The 15,541-nt window shown below is 68.9% G+C and carries 15 protein-coding genes; 7 read left to right on the plus strand and 8 right to left on the minus strand.

The features are described 5' to 3' along the window. Positions 1-40 precede the first annotated feature (40 nt). Positions 41-679 (plus strand): sensor domain-containing protein, encoded by a 639-nt coding sequence (locus tag CG716_RS03175; protein ID WP_094476345.1) that lies wholly within the window; start codon positions 41-43, stop codon positions 677-679. Here the strand turns inward: CG716_RS03175 and mnmA are convergent. From mnmA to CG716_RS03205, 6 genes are all read right to left on the minus strand, one after another. Next, entirely contained in the window at positions 657-1,742 is a 1,086-nt protein-coding gene (mnmA, locus tag CG716_RS03180; RefSeq protein WP_094476347.1) for a tRNA 2-thiouridine(34) synthase MnmA, read from the minus strand. The genes CG716_RS03175 and mnmA overlap by 23 nt on opposite strands. Continuing rightward, entirely contained in the window at positions 1,739-2,947 is a 1,209-nt protein-coding gene (locus tag CG716_RS03185; RefSeq protein WP_094476349.1) for a cysteine desulfurase family protein, read from the minus strand. Before CG716_RS03185 ends, mnmA begins: the two co-directional genes overlap by 4 nt. A 30-nt stretch (positions 2,948-2,977) precedes the next feature. Beyond that, positions 2,978-3,820: a lysophospholipid acyltransferase family protein gene (locus CG716_RS03190; protein WP_094476351.1), complete on the minus strand. Its 843-nt coding sequence runs from the start codon at positions 3,818-3,820 to the stop codon at positions 2,978-2,980. Beyond that, the gene (locus CG716_RS03195) at positions 3,817-4,665 is read right to left on the minus strand and encodes a GNAT family N-acetyltransferase (RefSeq protein ID WP_094476353.1); all 849 of its coding nucleotides are present in this window, start codon (positions 4,663-4,665) and stop codon (positions 3,817-3,819) included. The genes CG716_RS03190 and CG716_RS03195 overlap by 4 nt, the downstream gene beginning before the upstream one ends. A gap of 131 nt (positions 4,666-4,796) precedes the next feature. Further along, the gene (locus CG716_RS03200) at positions 4,797-5,753 is read right to left on the minus strand and encodes an electron transfer flavoprotein subunit alpha/FixB family protein (protein ID WP_094476355.1); all 957 of its coding nucleotides are present in this window, start codon (positions 5,751-5,753) and stop codon (positions 4,797-4,799) included. A 44-nt stretch (positions 5,754-5,797) separates the two neighbouring features. Continuing rightward, complete coding sequence (locus CG716_RS03205) at positions 5,798-6,592, minus strand: electron transfer flavoprotein subunit beta/FixA family protein (RefSeq protein WP_094476357.1); 795 nt, start codon at positions 6,590-6,592, stop codon at positions 5,798-5,800. Positions 6,593-6,728: 136 nt separating this feature from the next. Between CG716_RS03205 and CG716_RS03210 the strand changes: the two genes are divergently transcribed. Genes CG716_RS03210 through CG716_RS03230 form a run of 5 tightly spaced genes read left to right on the plus strand, consistent with a single transcriptional unit; the run spans position 6,729 to position 12,554 of the window. Beyond that, entirely contained in the window at positions 6,729-7,574 is an 846-nt protein-coding gene (locus tag CG716_RS03210; RefSeq protein WP_420093168.1) for a class I SAM-dependent methyltransferase, read from the plus strand. Continuing rightward, the gene (locus tag CG716_RS03215; RefSeq protein WP_094476361.1) at positions 7,571-9,157 is read left to right on the plus strand and encodes a 1,4-alpha-glucan branching protein domain-containing protein; all 1,587 of its coding nucleotides are present in this window, start codon (positions 7,571-7,573) and stop codon (positions 9,155-9,157) included. Before CG716_RS03210 ends, CG716_RS03215 begins: the two co-directional genes overlap by 4 nt. After that, complete coding sequence (locus CG716_RS03220; protein WP_094476363.1) at positions 9,154-10,386, plus strand: glycosyltransferase family 4 protein; 1,233 nt, start codon at positions 9,154-9,156, stop codon at positions 10,384-10,386. Before CG716_RS03215 ends, CG716_RS03220 begins: the two co-directional genes overlap by 4 nt. A 43-nt stretch (positions 10,387-10,429) precedes the next feature. Beyond that, positions 10,430-11,803: an MFS transporter gene (locus CG716_RS03225; protein ID WP_094476365.1), complete on the plus strand. Its 1,374-nt coding sequence runs from the start codon at positions 10,430-10,432 to the stop codon at positions 11,801-11,803. Then, positions 11,796-12,554, plus strand: a complete 759-nt coding sequence (locus CG716_RS03230; protein ID WP_094476367.1) for an ArsR/SmtB family transcription factor — start codon at positions 11,796-11,798, stop codon at positions 12,552-12,554. The genes CG716_RS03225 and CG716_RS03230 overlap by 8 nt, the downstream gene beginning before the upstream one ends. Positions 12,555-12,683: 129 nt before the next feature. Here CG716_RS03230 and CG716_RS03235 read toward each other — a convergent pair whose 3' ends face one another. Next, on the minus strand, positions 12,684-13,430 hold the full coding sequence (locus CG716_RS03235) for an acyltransferase (RefSeq protein ID WP_094476369.1): 747 nt from the start codon (positions 13,428-13,430) through the stop codon (positions 12,684-12,686). Positions 13,431-13,516: 86 nt separating this feature from the next. Between CG716_RS03235 and CG716_RS03240 the strand changes: the two genes are divergently transcribed. Further along, positions 13,517-14,800, plus strand: a complete 1,284-nt coding sequence (locus CG716_RS03240; protein WP_094476371.1) for a BamB-related PQQ repeat family beta-propellar protein — start codon at positions 13,517-13,519, stop codon at positions 14,798-14,800. A gap of 1 nt (position 14,801) precedes the next feature. Here CG716_RS03240 and CG716_RS03245 read toward each other — a convergent pair whose 3' ends face one another. Next, positions 14,802-15,494 carry an esterase gene (locus tag CG716_RS03245; RefSeq protein ID WP_094476623.1) on the minus strand — a complete coding sequence of 231 codons (693 nt, stop codon included), beginning with the start codon at positions 15,492-15,494 and terminating at the stop codon, positions 14,802-14,804. Between the last annotated feature and the right edge of the window lie 47 nt (positions 15,495-15,541).

Here is a 15,541-nt window from a genome sequence, read left to right on the forward strand (position 1 = left end):
CCCGCGGATATCGCGCAGCCGGGGGCCTAACGTGAGGGATATGACGGTGCGCGCGGGGCTGGCCTGCTGCGCGACGGCGGCCGTGCTGACCGGGTGCACCCAGTGGACAGACGGGTCGGCGCTGCGGGCCGCAAGCGAGCCGCCCTACCACCCGCCGGGCATCGTCGACGTCGATCAGGTACTGCTGACCCAGGCCCAGATGCAGGCCATCACCGGCGGCGGCCCGGACCTGACCATCATCCCGACCATGGACGGCAAGTCGCCGGTGGACATCGAGTCACTCGCCGAGTCCGTGCCCCGGGACTGCCGCTTCGTCTTCGCCGAGACCGACACTTTCGGCACCGAATTCCAGGACTTCCACAAGATCAGCTTTCAGCACCCGCCCCGCCACGCCCTGATCTCCGAGGCGGCGGCGGCCTACCTTGACGACGCCTCTGCACGGGAGGCGTTCAACACGCTGTCGGCTGCGGTGCACCGCTGCGCCGACGGACCCGAGGGGCCATACCTGGTGGGCGAGGTCGACACCGACACCGACTCATTGCGCACCCGGCCCGGCCGGTGCGGCCGTGATTACCGGCTGAAGGCCTCGGTCCTGGCGGAGGTGACCTTCTGCGGGTTCCCTGACTCGGTGCCCGAGATCGTCATGACCAACATGCTCAACAAGATTCCGGGCGGTTGAGGATCGTCGCGCTGCCGATGACCTCGTCGCCGGCCGGGTCCGGCCGGTAGAGCACCAGCGTCTGGCCCGGCGCCACACCGCGCAGCGGGGTGCGCAGCGCCACCTTCAGCTCGTCGCCGACAAGTTCGGCGACACCGGAGACCACCTCGCCGTGCGCACGCACCTGGATCTCGCATTCCACCGGACCGGCCGGGGCGACACCGGAGGTGAACACCGGGCTCGCGCCGGTCAGCGACCGGACGTTGAGGTTCTCGACCGTGCCTACCCGCACCGTCTGGGTGTCGGCATCGATGGCGGTGACGTAGCGCGGCTGGCCGTTCGGCCCTGGCCCGGGGATGCCGAGCCCCTTGCGCTGGCCGATGGTGAATCCGTGCACCCCGTCGTGCTCGGCGAGGACGGCGCCGGTGGCGTCGTCGACGACGGCTCCACGGCGCACGCCGATCCGGGCGCCGAGGAAGGCCTGGGTGTCGCCGGACGGGATGAAACAGATGTCATGGCTGTCGGGCTTGTCGGCCACCGACAGCCCCCGGCGGGCAGCTTCCTCACGGATCGCCGGCTTGGGGGTGTCGCCGACCGGGAACGCCGCATGGCGCAACTGCCCGGCGGTCAGCACGCCCAGCACATAGGACTGGTCCTTGTCCTTGTCGACCGCGCGGCGCAGCCGGCCCTCGGACAGCCGCGCGTAGTGGCCGGTGGCCACCGCATCGAAGCCCAGCGCCAGCGCCTTGACCGCGAGCGCGGAGAACTTGATCTTCTCGTTGCAGCGCACACACGGGTTGGGGGTCTCGCCGCGCTCATAGGACGACACGAAATCGTCGATAACGTCTTCGGCGAACTTGTCGGCGAAATCCCAGACGTAGAACGGAATTCCGAGGACATCGGCAACGCGGCGGGCGTCGCCGGCATCCTCCTTGGAGCAGCAGCCGCGTGAGCCGGTGCGCAGGGTTCCCGGAGAGCGCGACAACGCCAGGTGCACGCCGACGACCTCGTGGCCGGCATCGACCATCCGGGCGGCGGCCACCGACGAGTCGACGCCACCGCTCATCGCGGCCAGTACCCTCATCGCAGCGCTCCCGGTGACGAACTGGCCAGTGCAGCCTGGCGGGCCCGCTCGACGACGGCGGGCAGCACCCGCAGTGCCGCGTCGACGTCGGCCTCAGTACTGGTGTGGCCCAACGAGAATCGCAGCGAACCCCGTGCGGCTTCGGCGTCGGCGCCCATCGCCAGCAGGACGTGCGACGGCTGGGCCACTCCGGCCGTACACGCCGATCCGGTCGAGCACTCGATGCCGTTGGCGTCCAAAAGCATCAGCAGGGAGTCGCCCTCGCAACCGCGGAAGGTGAAGTGGGTATTGCCCGGCAAACGCCGATCACCAAGTGCCCCATTCACATTCGTATCGGCGATGGAATCCAGCACCCCGGCGATGAGCCGCTCCCGCAGCGCTCGCAGTCGGCTACCGCTGGCTTCGAGGGATTCGACAGCGACATCGAGTGCCGCCGCCATGGCCACCGCACCGGCAACATCCGGTGTGCCGGAACGGACATCGCGTTCTTGCCCGCCGCCGTGCAGCAGCGGCGCGCAGGCCGTGGTGCGGCGCAGCAGCAGGGCGCCGACACCGGTCGGGCCGCCGAACTTGTGGGCGGCCAGGCTCATCGCCGACAGGCCGGAGCCGGCGAAGTCGACCGGTAGATGGCCGACCACCTGGACGGCGTCACTGTGGATCGGCACGTCGAACTCGGCGGCCACGGCGGCCAGTTCGGCGATCGGCATGACGGTGCCGACTTCGTTGTTGGCCCACATCACCGAGACCAGCGCCACTTCCGGGCCGTGCTCGAGCAAGACGTCGCGCAGCGCCGCCGCGGTCACCGAACCGTCTGCCTCGGTAGGCAGGAACGTCACCTCGGCGCCCTCATGCTCGGCGAGCCAGGTGACCGCGTCAAGGATCGCGTGGTGTTCGACGGCGGTGGTGACGATGCGGTTGCGGGTGGGCTCGGCGTCGCGGCGGGCCCAGTAGATGCCCTTGACGGCGAGATTGTCGCTCTCGGTGCCGCCCGCGGTGAAGATCACCTCGGAGGGGCGGGCGCCCAGTCGCGCCGCGATGCTCTCGCGGGCCTCCTCCATCCGGCGCCGGGCGGCGCGGCCCGCGGTGTGCAGCGAGGACGCGTTGCCGGTGGTGGCCAGCGCAGCCGTCATCGCCTCGATGGCAGCAGGAAGCATCGGGGTCGTGGCAGCGTGGTCGAGATACACCGGACCGGCGGTCGGGCTCATAGCCCGTCCAGGATACCGGCAGCAGCAGGCCTATCCCGCCAGTGCGTGCGCGTGAGCGTGGGCGAAGCGCGGCGCGATCTGCCCGCGCACGGCGACCTCGCAGCGCGCCGCCAGCTCGCGGCGGTCGGTGCCGGGCAGCTCCAACGAGGCCACCTCGATGTCGACGACGGTCAGCCGGGCCCGAACCGTGCGGCTCAGCGACTGCCACAGGGTGTCCTCGCCGACGAACGCCGTCACCGTCGAAGGTCGTCCGTCGCGGTGGTGGTAGGTCAGCCGCAGCGGCTGAACCGGCCGGCCGGCGTCCACGGCGGCCTGGAACATCGCCGGACGGAACTGTCCGTAGGCCAGGCCGCACCAGGTGGTGCCCTCCGGGAAGGCGACCACCGTCTGCCCATTGCGCAACCGGTCGGCGACCTGTGCGACCACCTGCGGCAGCCTGCGAAGGCTCGCGCGGTCGATGGGGATGACCTTCATGATGCGCGCGGCCAGGCCGAGTGCGGGCCAGTCGATCAAATCGGCGCGCGCGACAAAGGCACCGGGCAGCACCGCGCCGATGACGAAAATGTCGATCCAGGAGACGTGCCCGCTGACCACCAGAACACCGCGCAGGTTACGAATCGGCCCGCCCGACACAGTGATTCGCACACCGAGACAACGCAGGAAGGTCCGGCAGTACAACCGCTGCACACGGCTTCGGCCGGGTAGCGGCACCGCCAGCAGCGGCACCACCATCAGCAACATCAGTGCCGAGGTGATGCGCACGGTGGCGCGCAGGCTCGCGATCACCCGCCGTGACGGCGGGGCGCCGCCGGCGCGGACGCAGCTGTCGTCACACAACGCCCGGGGCAGCCAGGCGTGCTCGGGGGCGGTCATGCCTGGCCCCCCATGCCGCCGGCCATCTCGGTAGCCGCTGAGACCGACCGCAGCCGGGTGAGGTAGCGGGTGTCGGCCTGCCGCTTGTCCAACAGGGCCGGGAAATCGCCGACGCCGAACTCCGGATCGTGGGCCGGCTCGCCGCAGACCCGGGCGCCCAGCCGCAGGTACCCCCGCATCAGAGGCGGGATGGTCGGCCTGGTCGGCGGCGGGATGTCGTCCAGGGCTGTCCCGTCGAGAACGACCGGGCGGTACGGGTAGACGGTGTGCTCGGGAGCGGCGGCGTGGCGGCGCAACACGAAGTCGCGCACCCCGCGGATCTGGCTACCAGGGACACCCTCGCCGCGGGTGGGCACCGAGACGCACCCGGTGACGTAGTCGTAGCCGCAGCGGTCCAGATAGGCCAGGATGCCCGCCCACATGAGCAGCACCACCGCTCCGTTGCGGTGATCGGTCCGCACCACCGCGCGGCCCATCTCCACCAGTGAGGGCCGCAGCCCGTCGAGCGCTACGACGTCGAATTCCGTTGCAGTGTAGAGGGTTCCAGCGGCAATCGCGCCGGGCGGCGGAAGCATGCGGTAGCAGCCGACGATCTCGCCGGAGATGTCCTCACGCACCAGGAGGTGGTCGCAGAACTCGTCGAACCGGTCGGCATCCAGACCCGGGGAGTGGCCGTCGCCATCTGAGAGCGCGTAACCGGGTTCGGTGGTGAACACCTGATAGCGCAGCCGTTGCGCCGCTTCGATCAGGGTGGGGTCGGTGGACAGCAGGAGCGAGTAGCGGGGGCCGCGCAAGGCGGCGGTCTCGTTCTGGTCAGGAGCTATGAGTACAGAGGCAGTGCTCATAGCTGAACGGTTGCCGAGGCGGTCGGCGGGATGTCAACGCCCGCATGACGTGTTCGTGCACTCTCGATGACCAATAAAAGCGAAAAGCCCCCGAGCACCGGAAACCGGTGGCGGGGGCCTTTCTGACGTGATTAACCCTTGCGGGCCTTGACCGCCTCGGTCAGCTGCGGCGCGACGTTGAACAGGTCGCCAACGATGCCGTAATCGGCGATCTCGAAGATCGGCGCTTCCTCGTCCTTGTTCACCGCGATGATCGTCTTGGAGGTCTGCATACCGGCGCGGTGCTGGATCGCTCCGGAGATGCCCAGCGCGATGTACAGCTGCGGCGAGACCGTCTTGCCGGTCTGCCCCACCTGGAACTGGCCCGGGTAGTAACCGGAGTCGACGGCGGCACGCGAGGCACCGACAGCGCCGCCCAGCGAGTCGGCCAGGTCCTCGACCACCGAGAACTTCTCAGCGCTACCGACACCACGGCCACCGGAGACCACGACACTGGCCTCGGTCAGCTCCGGACGGTCACCGGCCACGGCGGGCTGGCGCGAGGTGATCTTGGTGGCGTTCTCGGCCTGTGCAGGCACCTCCACGCTGACCTGCTCGCCGGCGCCGGCAACAGGCTCGGCCTCGACGGCGCCGGGGCGCACGGTGATTACCGGAGTGTCACCATTGGCCTGCGCGTCGACGGTGAACGCGCCACCGAAGATGCTGTGGACACCCACTCCACCTTCTTTGACCTCGACGACGTCGGACAGCACACCCGCACCGGTGCGCGCCGCCAGCCGGCCGGCGATCTCCTTGCCGTCGGCGTTGGCAGCCAGCAGCACGGCGGCCGGCGTGGCCGACTCCACCAGGGACGCCAGCACGTCGACGAAGGGGGTGATCAGGTAACCCTCTGCGTCGGCCGACTCGGCGACGTAGATCTTGGCCGCACCGGCGGCCTTGAGATCGTCGATCAGCGGCGCGGCGGTGCCTTCGGCACCGATCACGACGGCGGCGGGCTCGCCCAGAGTACGGGCGGCGGTGATGAGCTCGGCGGTGACTTTTTTCACCGCACCTTCGGAGTGCTCAACGAGCACAAGTACTTCAGCCATAGCGGTTCGTTCGCCTCTTGTTCTGTGTTGGTCCGGGACGGGTCTTAGATGATTTTTTGAGCGACCAGGTACTCGGCGATCTTCTTGCCGCCTTCGCCCTCATCAGTGATCTTCTCGCCAGCGGTCTTCGGCGGCTTCGGCGTCGACGCCACCACCGTCGTACCGGCGTTGGCCAGGCCGACCTCGTCGCCCTCGACACCGATCTCGGCCAGCGTCAGGGTGGCCACTTCCTTCTTCTTCGCGGCCATGATGCCCTTGAAGGACGGGAAGCGCGGTTCGTTGATCTTCTCGGTGACGCTGATGACCGCGGGCAGCGAAGCCTCGACGGTGAACACGCCGTCGTCGGTCTCCCGCTCACCGGTGATCTTGCCGCCCTCGACTGTCACCTTGCGCAGGTGCGTCAGCTGGGGCAGGCCGAGGTACTCGGCGATGATCGCCGGGACCGCACCGCCGGTGCCGTCAGTCGCCTCGTTCCCGGCGATGACCAGCTCGGTGCCCTCGATGGCGCCCAGCGCGCGGGCCAGGGCCCAGCCGGTCTGCACCATGTCGGAGCCGTGCAAGCCCGCGTCGAGCAGGTGCACGGCCTTGTCGGCGCCCATCGACAGCGCCTTGCGGATCGCCTCGGTGGCGCGCTCCGGGCCGGCGGTCAGCACCGTGACAGTGCCGCCGGCGTCGCCTTCCCGCTCCTTGATCAGCAGGGCTTCTTCGACGGCGCGCTCGTTGATCTCGTCCAGCACGGCATCGGCGGCGTCGCGATCGAGCGTGAAGTCACCGTCGGACAGCTTGCGCTCGGACCACGTGTCTGGGACCTGTTTGATCAGGACCACGATGTTCGTCATGAGTCTTCTACGTCCTCCTGGCAGGCGTCCTGCGGCCAGAGAAGGTCGCAAGACATTTTGGTCATTCCGCAACTCACATCATGTTACTAGCCAGTAACTTAGAGTGGTTCGCACGAACACCATAGCTGGTCGAAGTTTGTGTTCTAGCAGCCCATCGGTACCGTGCAGTTCGCGAACCGCCAACTTCGGGTTAGCCTGCCTTGCAATGAGCGCATTCGTGACTGACGCAGGTGACGGCGGTTTACCGCTGACCGGCGAACGGACCATCCCCGGGCTGGCGGAAGAGAACTACTGGTTCCGCCGCCATGAGGTGGTCTATCGCCGCCTCCTCGACCTTTGCGCTGGTCGCGACGTGTTGGAGGCCGGGTGCGGCGAAGGATACGGCGCCGACCTGATCGCCTCGGTGGCCAATCGCGTGGTGGCTGTGGACTACGACCAGGCGACGGTGGCCCACGTGCGGGCGCGCTACCCCCGCGTCACCATGCTCGAGGGCAATCTGGCGGCGCTTCCGCTGCCCGACGCTTCAGTTGACGTTGTGGTGAACTTCCAGGTCATCGAGCACCTGTGGGATCAGCCACAGTTCGTCGCCGAATGCGCGCGGGTGCTGCGGCCCGGCGGCGTGCTGCTGATGTCGACGCCCAACCGCATCACGTTCTCCCCCGGTCTGGACACCCCGGTCAACCCATTCCACACCCGCGAGCTCAACGCCGCCGAACTGGCCGAGCTGCTCACCGACGGCGGCTTCGCTCTGCGCTCGATGAGCGGGGTCTTTCACGGTTCCGGCTTGGTCGCGCTGGACGAACGGCATGGCGGTTCGATCATCGACGCCCAGATCGCCCGCGCGCTGGCCGATGCCGCCTGGGCCGATGACCTGCTGGCCGACGTAGCGGCCGTGCGCTGCGAGGACTTCGACGTGCTTGACGCGAGCGAGCGCGACATCGACGACAGCCTGGATCTGGTGGCAATCGCGGTGCGCCGATGAGCGACGCTTGCGGAGCGAATCAACGGGCGAGCGTCAACCCAATTCCCGGCCAGTTCACCCTGGTCTTGCACACCCACCTGCCATGGCTGGCCCATCACGGCCGCTGGCCGGTCGGCGAGGAATGGCTCTACCAATCGTGGTCGGCGGCCTACCTGCCGTTGATGCGGGTGCTGCGCACGCTGGCCGCCGAGGGCCGTCGCGGGGTGATCACGCTCGGTATGACGCCGGTGGTCACCGCGCAGCTCGACGACCCGTACTGTCTGGACGGCATGCATCGCTGGCTGGCCAACTGGCAGCTGCGCGCACTGGAGGCGGCCACCCTACGCACCCCGACCGGTGCCGAGCCTGGCACCGCAACTACACCCGAAGCATTGCGCGAGTTCGGGATTCGTGAATACGACGAGGCCAGCCGGGCGATCGAGGAGTTCGGCACACTCTGGCGGCACGGCGCCAGCCCGCTGCTGCGCGAACTGATCGACGCCGGCACCGTGGAACTGCTGGGCGGTCCGCTCGCCCACCCGTTCCAGCCGCTGCTCAATCCGCGGCTGCGGGAGTTCGCGCTGCGCGAGGGCCTTGCTGATGCCGGCCAGCGTTTCGCCCACACCCCGAAGGGCATCTGGGCCCCTGAATGCGCTTACGCCCCAGGCATGGAGCACGATTACGCCGCCGCTGGAGTCGGACATTTCATGGTCGACGGGCCGTCGCTGCACGGCGACACCGCACTGGGCCGGCCGGTCGGGACGACAGACGTGGTGGCATTCGGTCGCGACCTGCAGGTCAGCTACCGGGTGTGGTCGCCCAAGTCCGGCTATCCCGGGCATGCCGCCTACCGCGACTTCCACACCTACGACCACCTGACCGGGCTCAAGCCGGCGCGCGTCACCGGCCGCAACGTCGACTCCGACGCTAAGGCGCCCTACGACCCGCAGCGCGCCGACAAAGCGATCGACACCCACGTCGCCGACTTCGTCGGAATGGTCCGCGAGCGGCTGATCTGCGAGAGTGGCCGCATCGGCCGCCCCGCCCATGTGGTGGCCGCCTTCGACACCGAGCTGTTCGGGCACTGGTGGTACGAGGGCCCGATCTGGCTGGAGCGCTTGCTGCGCGCCCTACCCGAGGCCGGGGTGCGAGTCGGCACGCTGAGCGATGCACGGTCTGCCGGATTCATTGGCACACCCGTCGAATTGCCGCCCAGCTCTTGGGGTTCCGGTAAGGACTGGCAAGTGTGGTCCGGCGAGCAGGTGGCCGATCTGGTGCAGCTCAACACCGAAGTCGTCGACACCGCCCTGACCACCATCGACAAGGCATTGGCACACAGCGGCAGCGCCCCCAGCCGGGATTTCGTGGCCGACCAGATCCTGCGCGAGACGCTGCTCACCGTGTCCAGCGACTGGCCGTTCATGGTCAGCAAGGATTCCGCGGCCGACTACGCCCGCTACCGCGCGCATCTGCACGCCCACGCCGCCCGAGAGATCTCCGATGCGCTGGCGTCGGGTCGGCGCGATGCCGCCGAGCGACTGGCCGCCGGATGGAACCGCGCCGACGGGTTGTTCGGCGCGCTGGATGCCAGGCGGCTGCCGTGAAAATCCTGATGGTGTCGTGGGAATACCCGCCGGTGATCATCGGCGGGCTGGGCCGGCACGTCTACCAGCTGGCGACCGCGCTTGCCGCCGAAGGCCACCAGGTGGTGGTGCTGTCGCGGCGGCCGTCGCGCACCGATCCCAGCACCCACCCGACCACCGACGAGGTCCATGAAGGCGTGCGGGTGATCGCCGCCGCGCAGGACCCGCACGAGTTCGAATTCAGCACCGACCTGATGGCCTGGACGCTGGCCATGGGCCACTCGATGACGCGTGCCGGGCTGACCCTGCAGGCCAAGGGCTGGCAGCCCGACGTCGTGCACGCCCATGACTGGCTGGTCGCGCATCCGGCCATCGCGCTGGCCGAATTCTTCGATGTGCCAATGGTTTCCACGGTGCACGCGACCGAAGCGGGCCGGCATTCAGGCTGGGTGTCCGGGCAGATCAGCCGTCAGGTGCACGCGGTGGAGTCGTGGTTCGTCCGGGAGTCCGATTCGCTGATCGCCTGCTCGGCGTCGATGGCCGACGAGATCTCCGACCTGTTCGGCCCCGAACTGTCCGAGATCGTCGTCATCCGAAACGGAATCGATTCCAGCCGTTGGCCGTTCGCGCCCCGCCGGGCCCACACCGGGCCGCCGCAGCTGCTGTACATCGGCAGGCTGGAATACGAGAAGGGCGTGCATGAGGCGATCGCGGCACTGCCGCGCATCCGCCGCACCCATCCGGGGACCACGCTGACCATCGCCGGTGACGGCACCCAGCAGGACTGGCTTGTCGAAGTGGCCCGAAAGCACAAGGTGCTCAAGGCGGTTCACTTCGCCGGGCGGGTCGACCATGACCAGCTGCTGCGCCTGCTGCACCAGACCGACGCCGCGGTGCTGCCCAGCCACTACGAGCCGTTCGGCATCGCCGCGCTCGAGGCGGCCGCCGCCGGCGCCCCGCTGATCACCGCCAACGTGGGCGGACTCGGCGAGGCCGTCATCGACGGCGAGACCGGGGTGTCCTTCCCACCGCGCGACGTCGCCGCGCTGGCTGACGCCGTGCGCCGCGTCCTCGACGATCCCGCCGCCGCCCAGCAACGGGCCAATGCCGCGCGCGACCGGCTGACATCCGACTTCGACTGGCACACCGTGGCCGCCGAGACATCCCAGGTGTACCTGGCCGCCAAACGCCGGGAACGCGAGCCACTGCCGCGCCGGCCCATCATCGAGCACGCCCTCCCGGGGCGCTGATAGTTCGACGGGCATCGAATCATTCCGCACCTAGCGTGCGGATATGCCTGCAATCCGCTCCTCGACACTGACCCTGGTCGCCGCCTACCTCGGGCTCGTGCTGGGCCTGATCGACAGCAATGCCGTCAATCTGGCGCTGCCCGCCATCAGCACCGACCTGGGCGGCGGCTTGACGGGTGCGCAGTGGACGGTCGACGCCTACAACATGACGTTCGCCGGGCTGCTGCTCGGCGCAGGGGCACTCGGCGACGCATTCGGCCGACGCCGGCTGCTACGTGCCGGCGTCGTCGTCTTCTCGGCCGCGTCACTGTGCTGCGCGCTCGCACCGTCACTGCCGATGCTGCTGGCCGGTCGCGCTGTCCAGGGCGTGGCGGCTGCGCTGATGCTGCCCCAGGGGCTGGCCATCGCGGCAGCCGCCTTCCCCGATGCCGGCGGGAGGGCCCGCGCGACTGCGGCGTGGGCGATCGCAGCCGCGTCCAGCACCACGCTCGGGCCGATCATCGGCGGTGTGCTGACCCAGTCGGTGGACTGGCGCGCCATCTTCTGGCTCAACGTGCCCGTTGGCGTCGTCGCCCTGGCCATGAGCTACCGGTATCTGCCGGAGTCGGCGGATCCGCGGCACGTCCGCCTCGATATCGGCAGCCAACTCCTCAGCGCCGCCGGCCTGGCCGCCTTGACCCTGGCGCTCGTTCAAGGCCGCCACCTCGACGCCGTATCCAACACCGGCCTGATCGCTGTCGCCGTCGGCTGCATCGCGGCGTTCGTCATACGGCAGCGCCGTATCGCCCACCCGATGGTTCCGCCCGACCTGCTGGGCCACCGGTCGCTGGTCGCGGGCCTCATCGCCACCTTCGCCATGACCTTCGGCACCTACGGTCTGGTGCTGGTCAACAGCCTGGCGTTCCAGCAGCAGCGCGGCGCCGGTCCGCTGGCCACCGCCGTGCAATTCCTGCCCATGCCGCTGACGTACCTGGCACTGATCCCGGTGGTGACCATGGTGGCGCGGCGCACCGGCCCCAGGACCGCGATCGCGGCCGGGCTGACGACGCTGGCCGCTGCGTTGCTGCTATACAGCGCAGTCGGGCCGAGAGCCCCGATCTGCTGGATCGAAACGGCGCTGGTCCTCACTGGTGCGGGCCTGGCCATCACCACCGGCCCGGCGGTCAGCCTGGCACTCTCGACAGTGCCGGCGCGGCGCACCGGACTTGGCTCAGGCCTGGTCAACCTGTCGCGGCTGACCGGGATCACGGTGGGCACGGCCGCGATGGGCACGCTGTACGGCTCCGGCGGCGGCGTCCGTGCCGCGATGATCGTGGGCGCGGCGGTGCAGCTGATCGCCGGGCTGGTGTCGGTGCGGTGGGGTAAGCCGGAAGAGGACAGCATTCCCACGCCCCGAAAGGAGGCCAGTCATGCGTGATGCCGCCGCATTGCCGAGCCACGGCGACGCCGACATCGCCGCTGTCGCATCCCTTCTAGCCGATCAGGCCCGCTGCAGTGTGCTGCTCGCGCTCGACGACGGGCGGGCGCTGCCGGCCAGCGTGCTGGCCGAGGAGGCCGGGGTCAGCCGATCCACCGCTAGCAGTCACCTGGCCAAACTGACCGAGGCGGGTCTGCTACGGGTGGAAGCCCACGGCCGGCACCGCTATTACCGGCTAGCCGGCCCGCACGTCGGCGAGCTGCTGGAAGCCCTGGTGCGGCTCTCGCCGCCGCGCCCGGTGCGCTCTCTGCGCGAAGGCACCCGCGCGGCCCGGCTGCGCGCGGCGCGTACCTGCTACGACCACCTCGCCGGCAGGCTCGGTGTGGCCGTCATGTCAGCCCTGCTGGAGCGCGGGGCCCTGATCGGCGGTGACGGCCGCTACGACCCGGAGCGCGATCGGCACGACTCACCCAGCAACTTCGGGCGCGATGTCCCCTACGAACTGACCGGCACGGGACGGGAGTTCCTCGTCGATCTCGGCGTGACCTTGCCGACCAGTGGGCGCCCGCTGATCCGCTACTGCGTGGACTGGACCGAGCAGAGCCACCATCTCGGCGGCGGCGTAGGCCGCGCTGTGCTGGACAGGTTCATGTCGGCGGGCTGGCTGGCCCGCACCCCGCGTAATCGCGCGGTGTCCGTGACCGACGCCGGCCGGTTGGTCTTGGCCGAAGCGTTTGCCATCGACTGGTAGTCAGGGCGTCCAGATCAGCAGATCCTGCATGCTGTTGTTCATGGTGACCGTAGCCCGGCGCGGGTCCGCTGACGTCGAAGCGGATCTTGCCCGTCGGTCGCCTGCCAGGCATGCCGGCCACCGCGTGACTTAGGCCTCTAGCGACGAGGCCTTCTTGCGTTCTATATCCGCCAGCGCCGCAGCCAGTTCCGCGCGCTGCGCCGCTGACGTCTCCCAGGCCAGCTTGCGGTTCTTGACCACCTTGGCCGGCGAGCCGACCGCGATCGAGAAGTCCGGGATTTCCCCCTTGACCACGGCGTGCGCACCGAGCACGCACCCGCGGCCGATCGTGGTGCCCCGCAACACCGTCACCTTCGCCGCGATCCATGTATCCGGGCCGATGCGCACCGGGCTTTTGACGATGCCCTGGTCCTTGATCGGCAACTCGATGCTGTCCATCTTGTGGTCGAAATCGCAGACGTAGCACCAGTCGGCCATCAGCGCCGAGTCACCCAGCTCGATGTCCAGGTAGCAGTTGATGACGTTGTCACGGCCCAGGACCACCTTGTCGCCGAACCGCAGCGAGCCTTCGTGGGCGCGGATGGTGTTCTTGTCGCCGATGTGCACCCAGCGGCCGATCTCCAGCTGCGCCAGTTCGGGGGTGGCGTGGATCTCGACGTTCTTGCCGAGGAACACCATGCCGCGGGTGATGATGTGCGGGTTGGCCAGCTTGAACTTCAGCAGGCGCCAGTAGCGCACCAGATACCAGGGCGTGTAGGCCTTATTGGCGATCACCCAGCGCAACGATTCCCTGGTCAGGAACCTGGCCTGGCGCGGGTCGCGCAGGCGCGAACCCACCCACCGCTTGTGGATCGGCGAACCCCACATCGACGTCATGGGCTGAGAGCCTAACGGAGCGACGGCACGGGTTACCCTCGCCTGTACTGTCCGGTTCGGGATGGCGTGATGGAAAGGTGACACGGGTGCTGCGGCGATTGCTGGCGTCGGCGTCGACCGCGCTGGTCGTGGCCGGCTTGGCCGGTTGCGGCAATACGGATTCCTGGGTCGACTCGACCGCGGCACACGGCTGGTCCGCGCAATACGGCGACGCCGCCAACAGCAGCTACACCAGCACCGCCGGGGCATCTGCCCTGCGGTTGCGCTGGAGCCGCTCGGTCAAGGGTGAGCTGGGCGCCGGAGCCGCACTCGGCGACATCGGCTACCTCGCGGTGAACGGCCAGACGGCGGGCGGCTGTTCGCTGATGGTGTGGGAGAACGACAACAACGGCCGCCAGCGCTGGTGCATCCGCCAGGTGCTCGGCGGCGGGTTCGCCAGCCCGCTGTTCGACCAGTTCGACAATTTGTTCATCGGCCAGCCCGGGTTGATGGAGTCCTTCCCACCCACCCAATGGGTCCGCTGGCGCCAGCAGGTCATCGGAATGCCCACCACCACAAGGTTTCTCGGCGGCGGTCAGCTGTTGGTGATCACCCATCTCGGGCAGGTGCTGGTGTTCGACTCGCATCGCGGTGACGTCACCGGCACCCCACTCGACCTCGTGGAAGGCCTCGACCCGACCGATTCCACCCGCGGCTTGGCGGACTGCGCTCATGGCCAGCCGCTGTGCCCGGTGGCCGCGCCGCCCGCGTTCGCCGCGTCGACCCACATGATCGTGGTGAGCCTGTGGCTGCCCGGCGCCAAGGCGTCGACCCTGGTCGGCCTGCAGTACCACCCCGGGCAAACACCGCTGCTCACCAAAGAGTGGACCAGCGACGCCATCGCCGCCGGAGTGCTGGCCGCACCGGTGTCGTCCGCCGACGGCGCCACCGTGTACGTCACCGGTCGCGACCAGAAGATCTGGGCGCTGAATACTTCTGACGGCAAGGTGAAATGGTCTGTGCCGCTGGACTTTCAGCCGCAAACCCCACCGTCTGTGTCGCCACAGGGAGCGATTCTCTGCGGCGGCGGACCGAATTCTCACCTCGTCGCGCTCAAGGACGGCGGTAATCATGCCGACGTGGCCTGGCGCCGCGACGATGTCACACCGCTGAGCACGTCGAGCCGGGCGGGCAGCGTCGCCTACACGGTGGACGCCAACCCGCCGTCGGGTCTGTCGTTGCTGGCGTTCGATCCGGCCGACGGCCACACCCTCAACAGCTATCCCCTGCCGCAGGCCGACGGGTTCCCGGTGGGTGTTTCGGTCGGTATTGATCGCCGCGTCGTGGTGAGCACCAGCGCTGGTCAGGTGTACAGCTTCGACCCTGCCTGAATCAGAGTTGCAGCGGCGGCAGGATGGCCCGCGGTACCGAGGCCGACGTGGCGCCGGCGTCCGCGGGCAGTAGCTCGCCCTGGCCGAAGAAGAAGATCACCGCGTCGTCGGTGACGGCGAAGTTCTGGTAGTGCGACGGATCGAGCCCGTCGCTGGTGGCGATGACGCCGGTGAGGCCGGTCTGGCGCTCCAGTTCATGTTGCACGACCGGGAATATCGCGTTGAGCACCTTGGCGTCCGCCGTGAACAAGGTGTCGAAGGTGACCGGTTTGCGTTGGGCCACATCGTAGTTGAATGCCTTGTACCAGGTGGTCGGGCGCGCGCCGCCGACGTCTTGGAACAGCTTGAGCACCACGCTCTGGGTGCCGCCGCTGGACGGCCCCGAGGTGAATGACTGTGTGGTGACGTCCATTTCGTAGGGCATGCTGCGCAGTGCGGGGACCTGCGCGACGTTGGTGAATCCGTCGCGGTTCTGCGTCAGGTAGTCGATGACGGCTTGCTCGTCGGCGTAGGTGGTCGGGAACCGCAGATCCATCGTGTAGCTGGGGGTGGTGCTGTGGACGTGGCAGATGTTGTCGGCCTCGACCGCGCCGCCGAACGTCGTACACTCGCTCTGCGCGCCGGAGACCGCGATGTTCGCCTCGCCCAGCAGGACGCCCGCGGCCAGTAGTGCGGTGAGGCTGAGTATGCGCATTCGCCGATCGTCCTCGCGCTGTGGAGACGGCACCGGCGCCGTCGCCG

Source organism: Mycolicibacterium sphagni (assembly GCF_002250655.1).
Lineage (GTDB): Bacteria > Actinomycetota > Actinomycetes > Mycobacteriales > Mycobacteriaceae > Mycobacterium > Mycobacterium sphagni.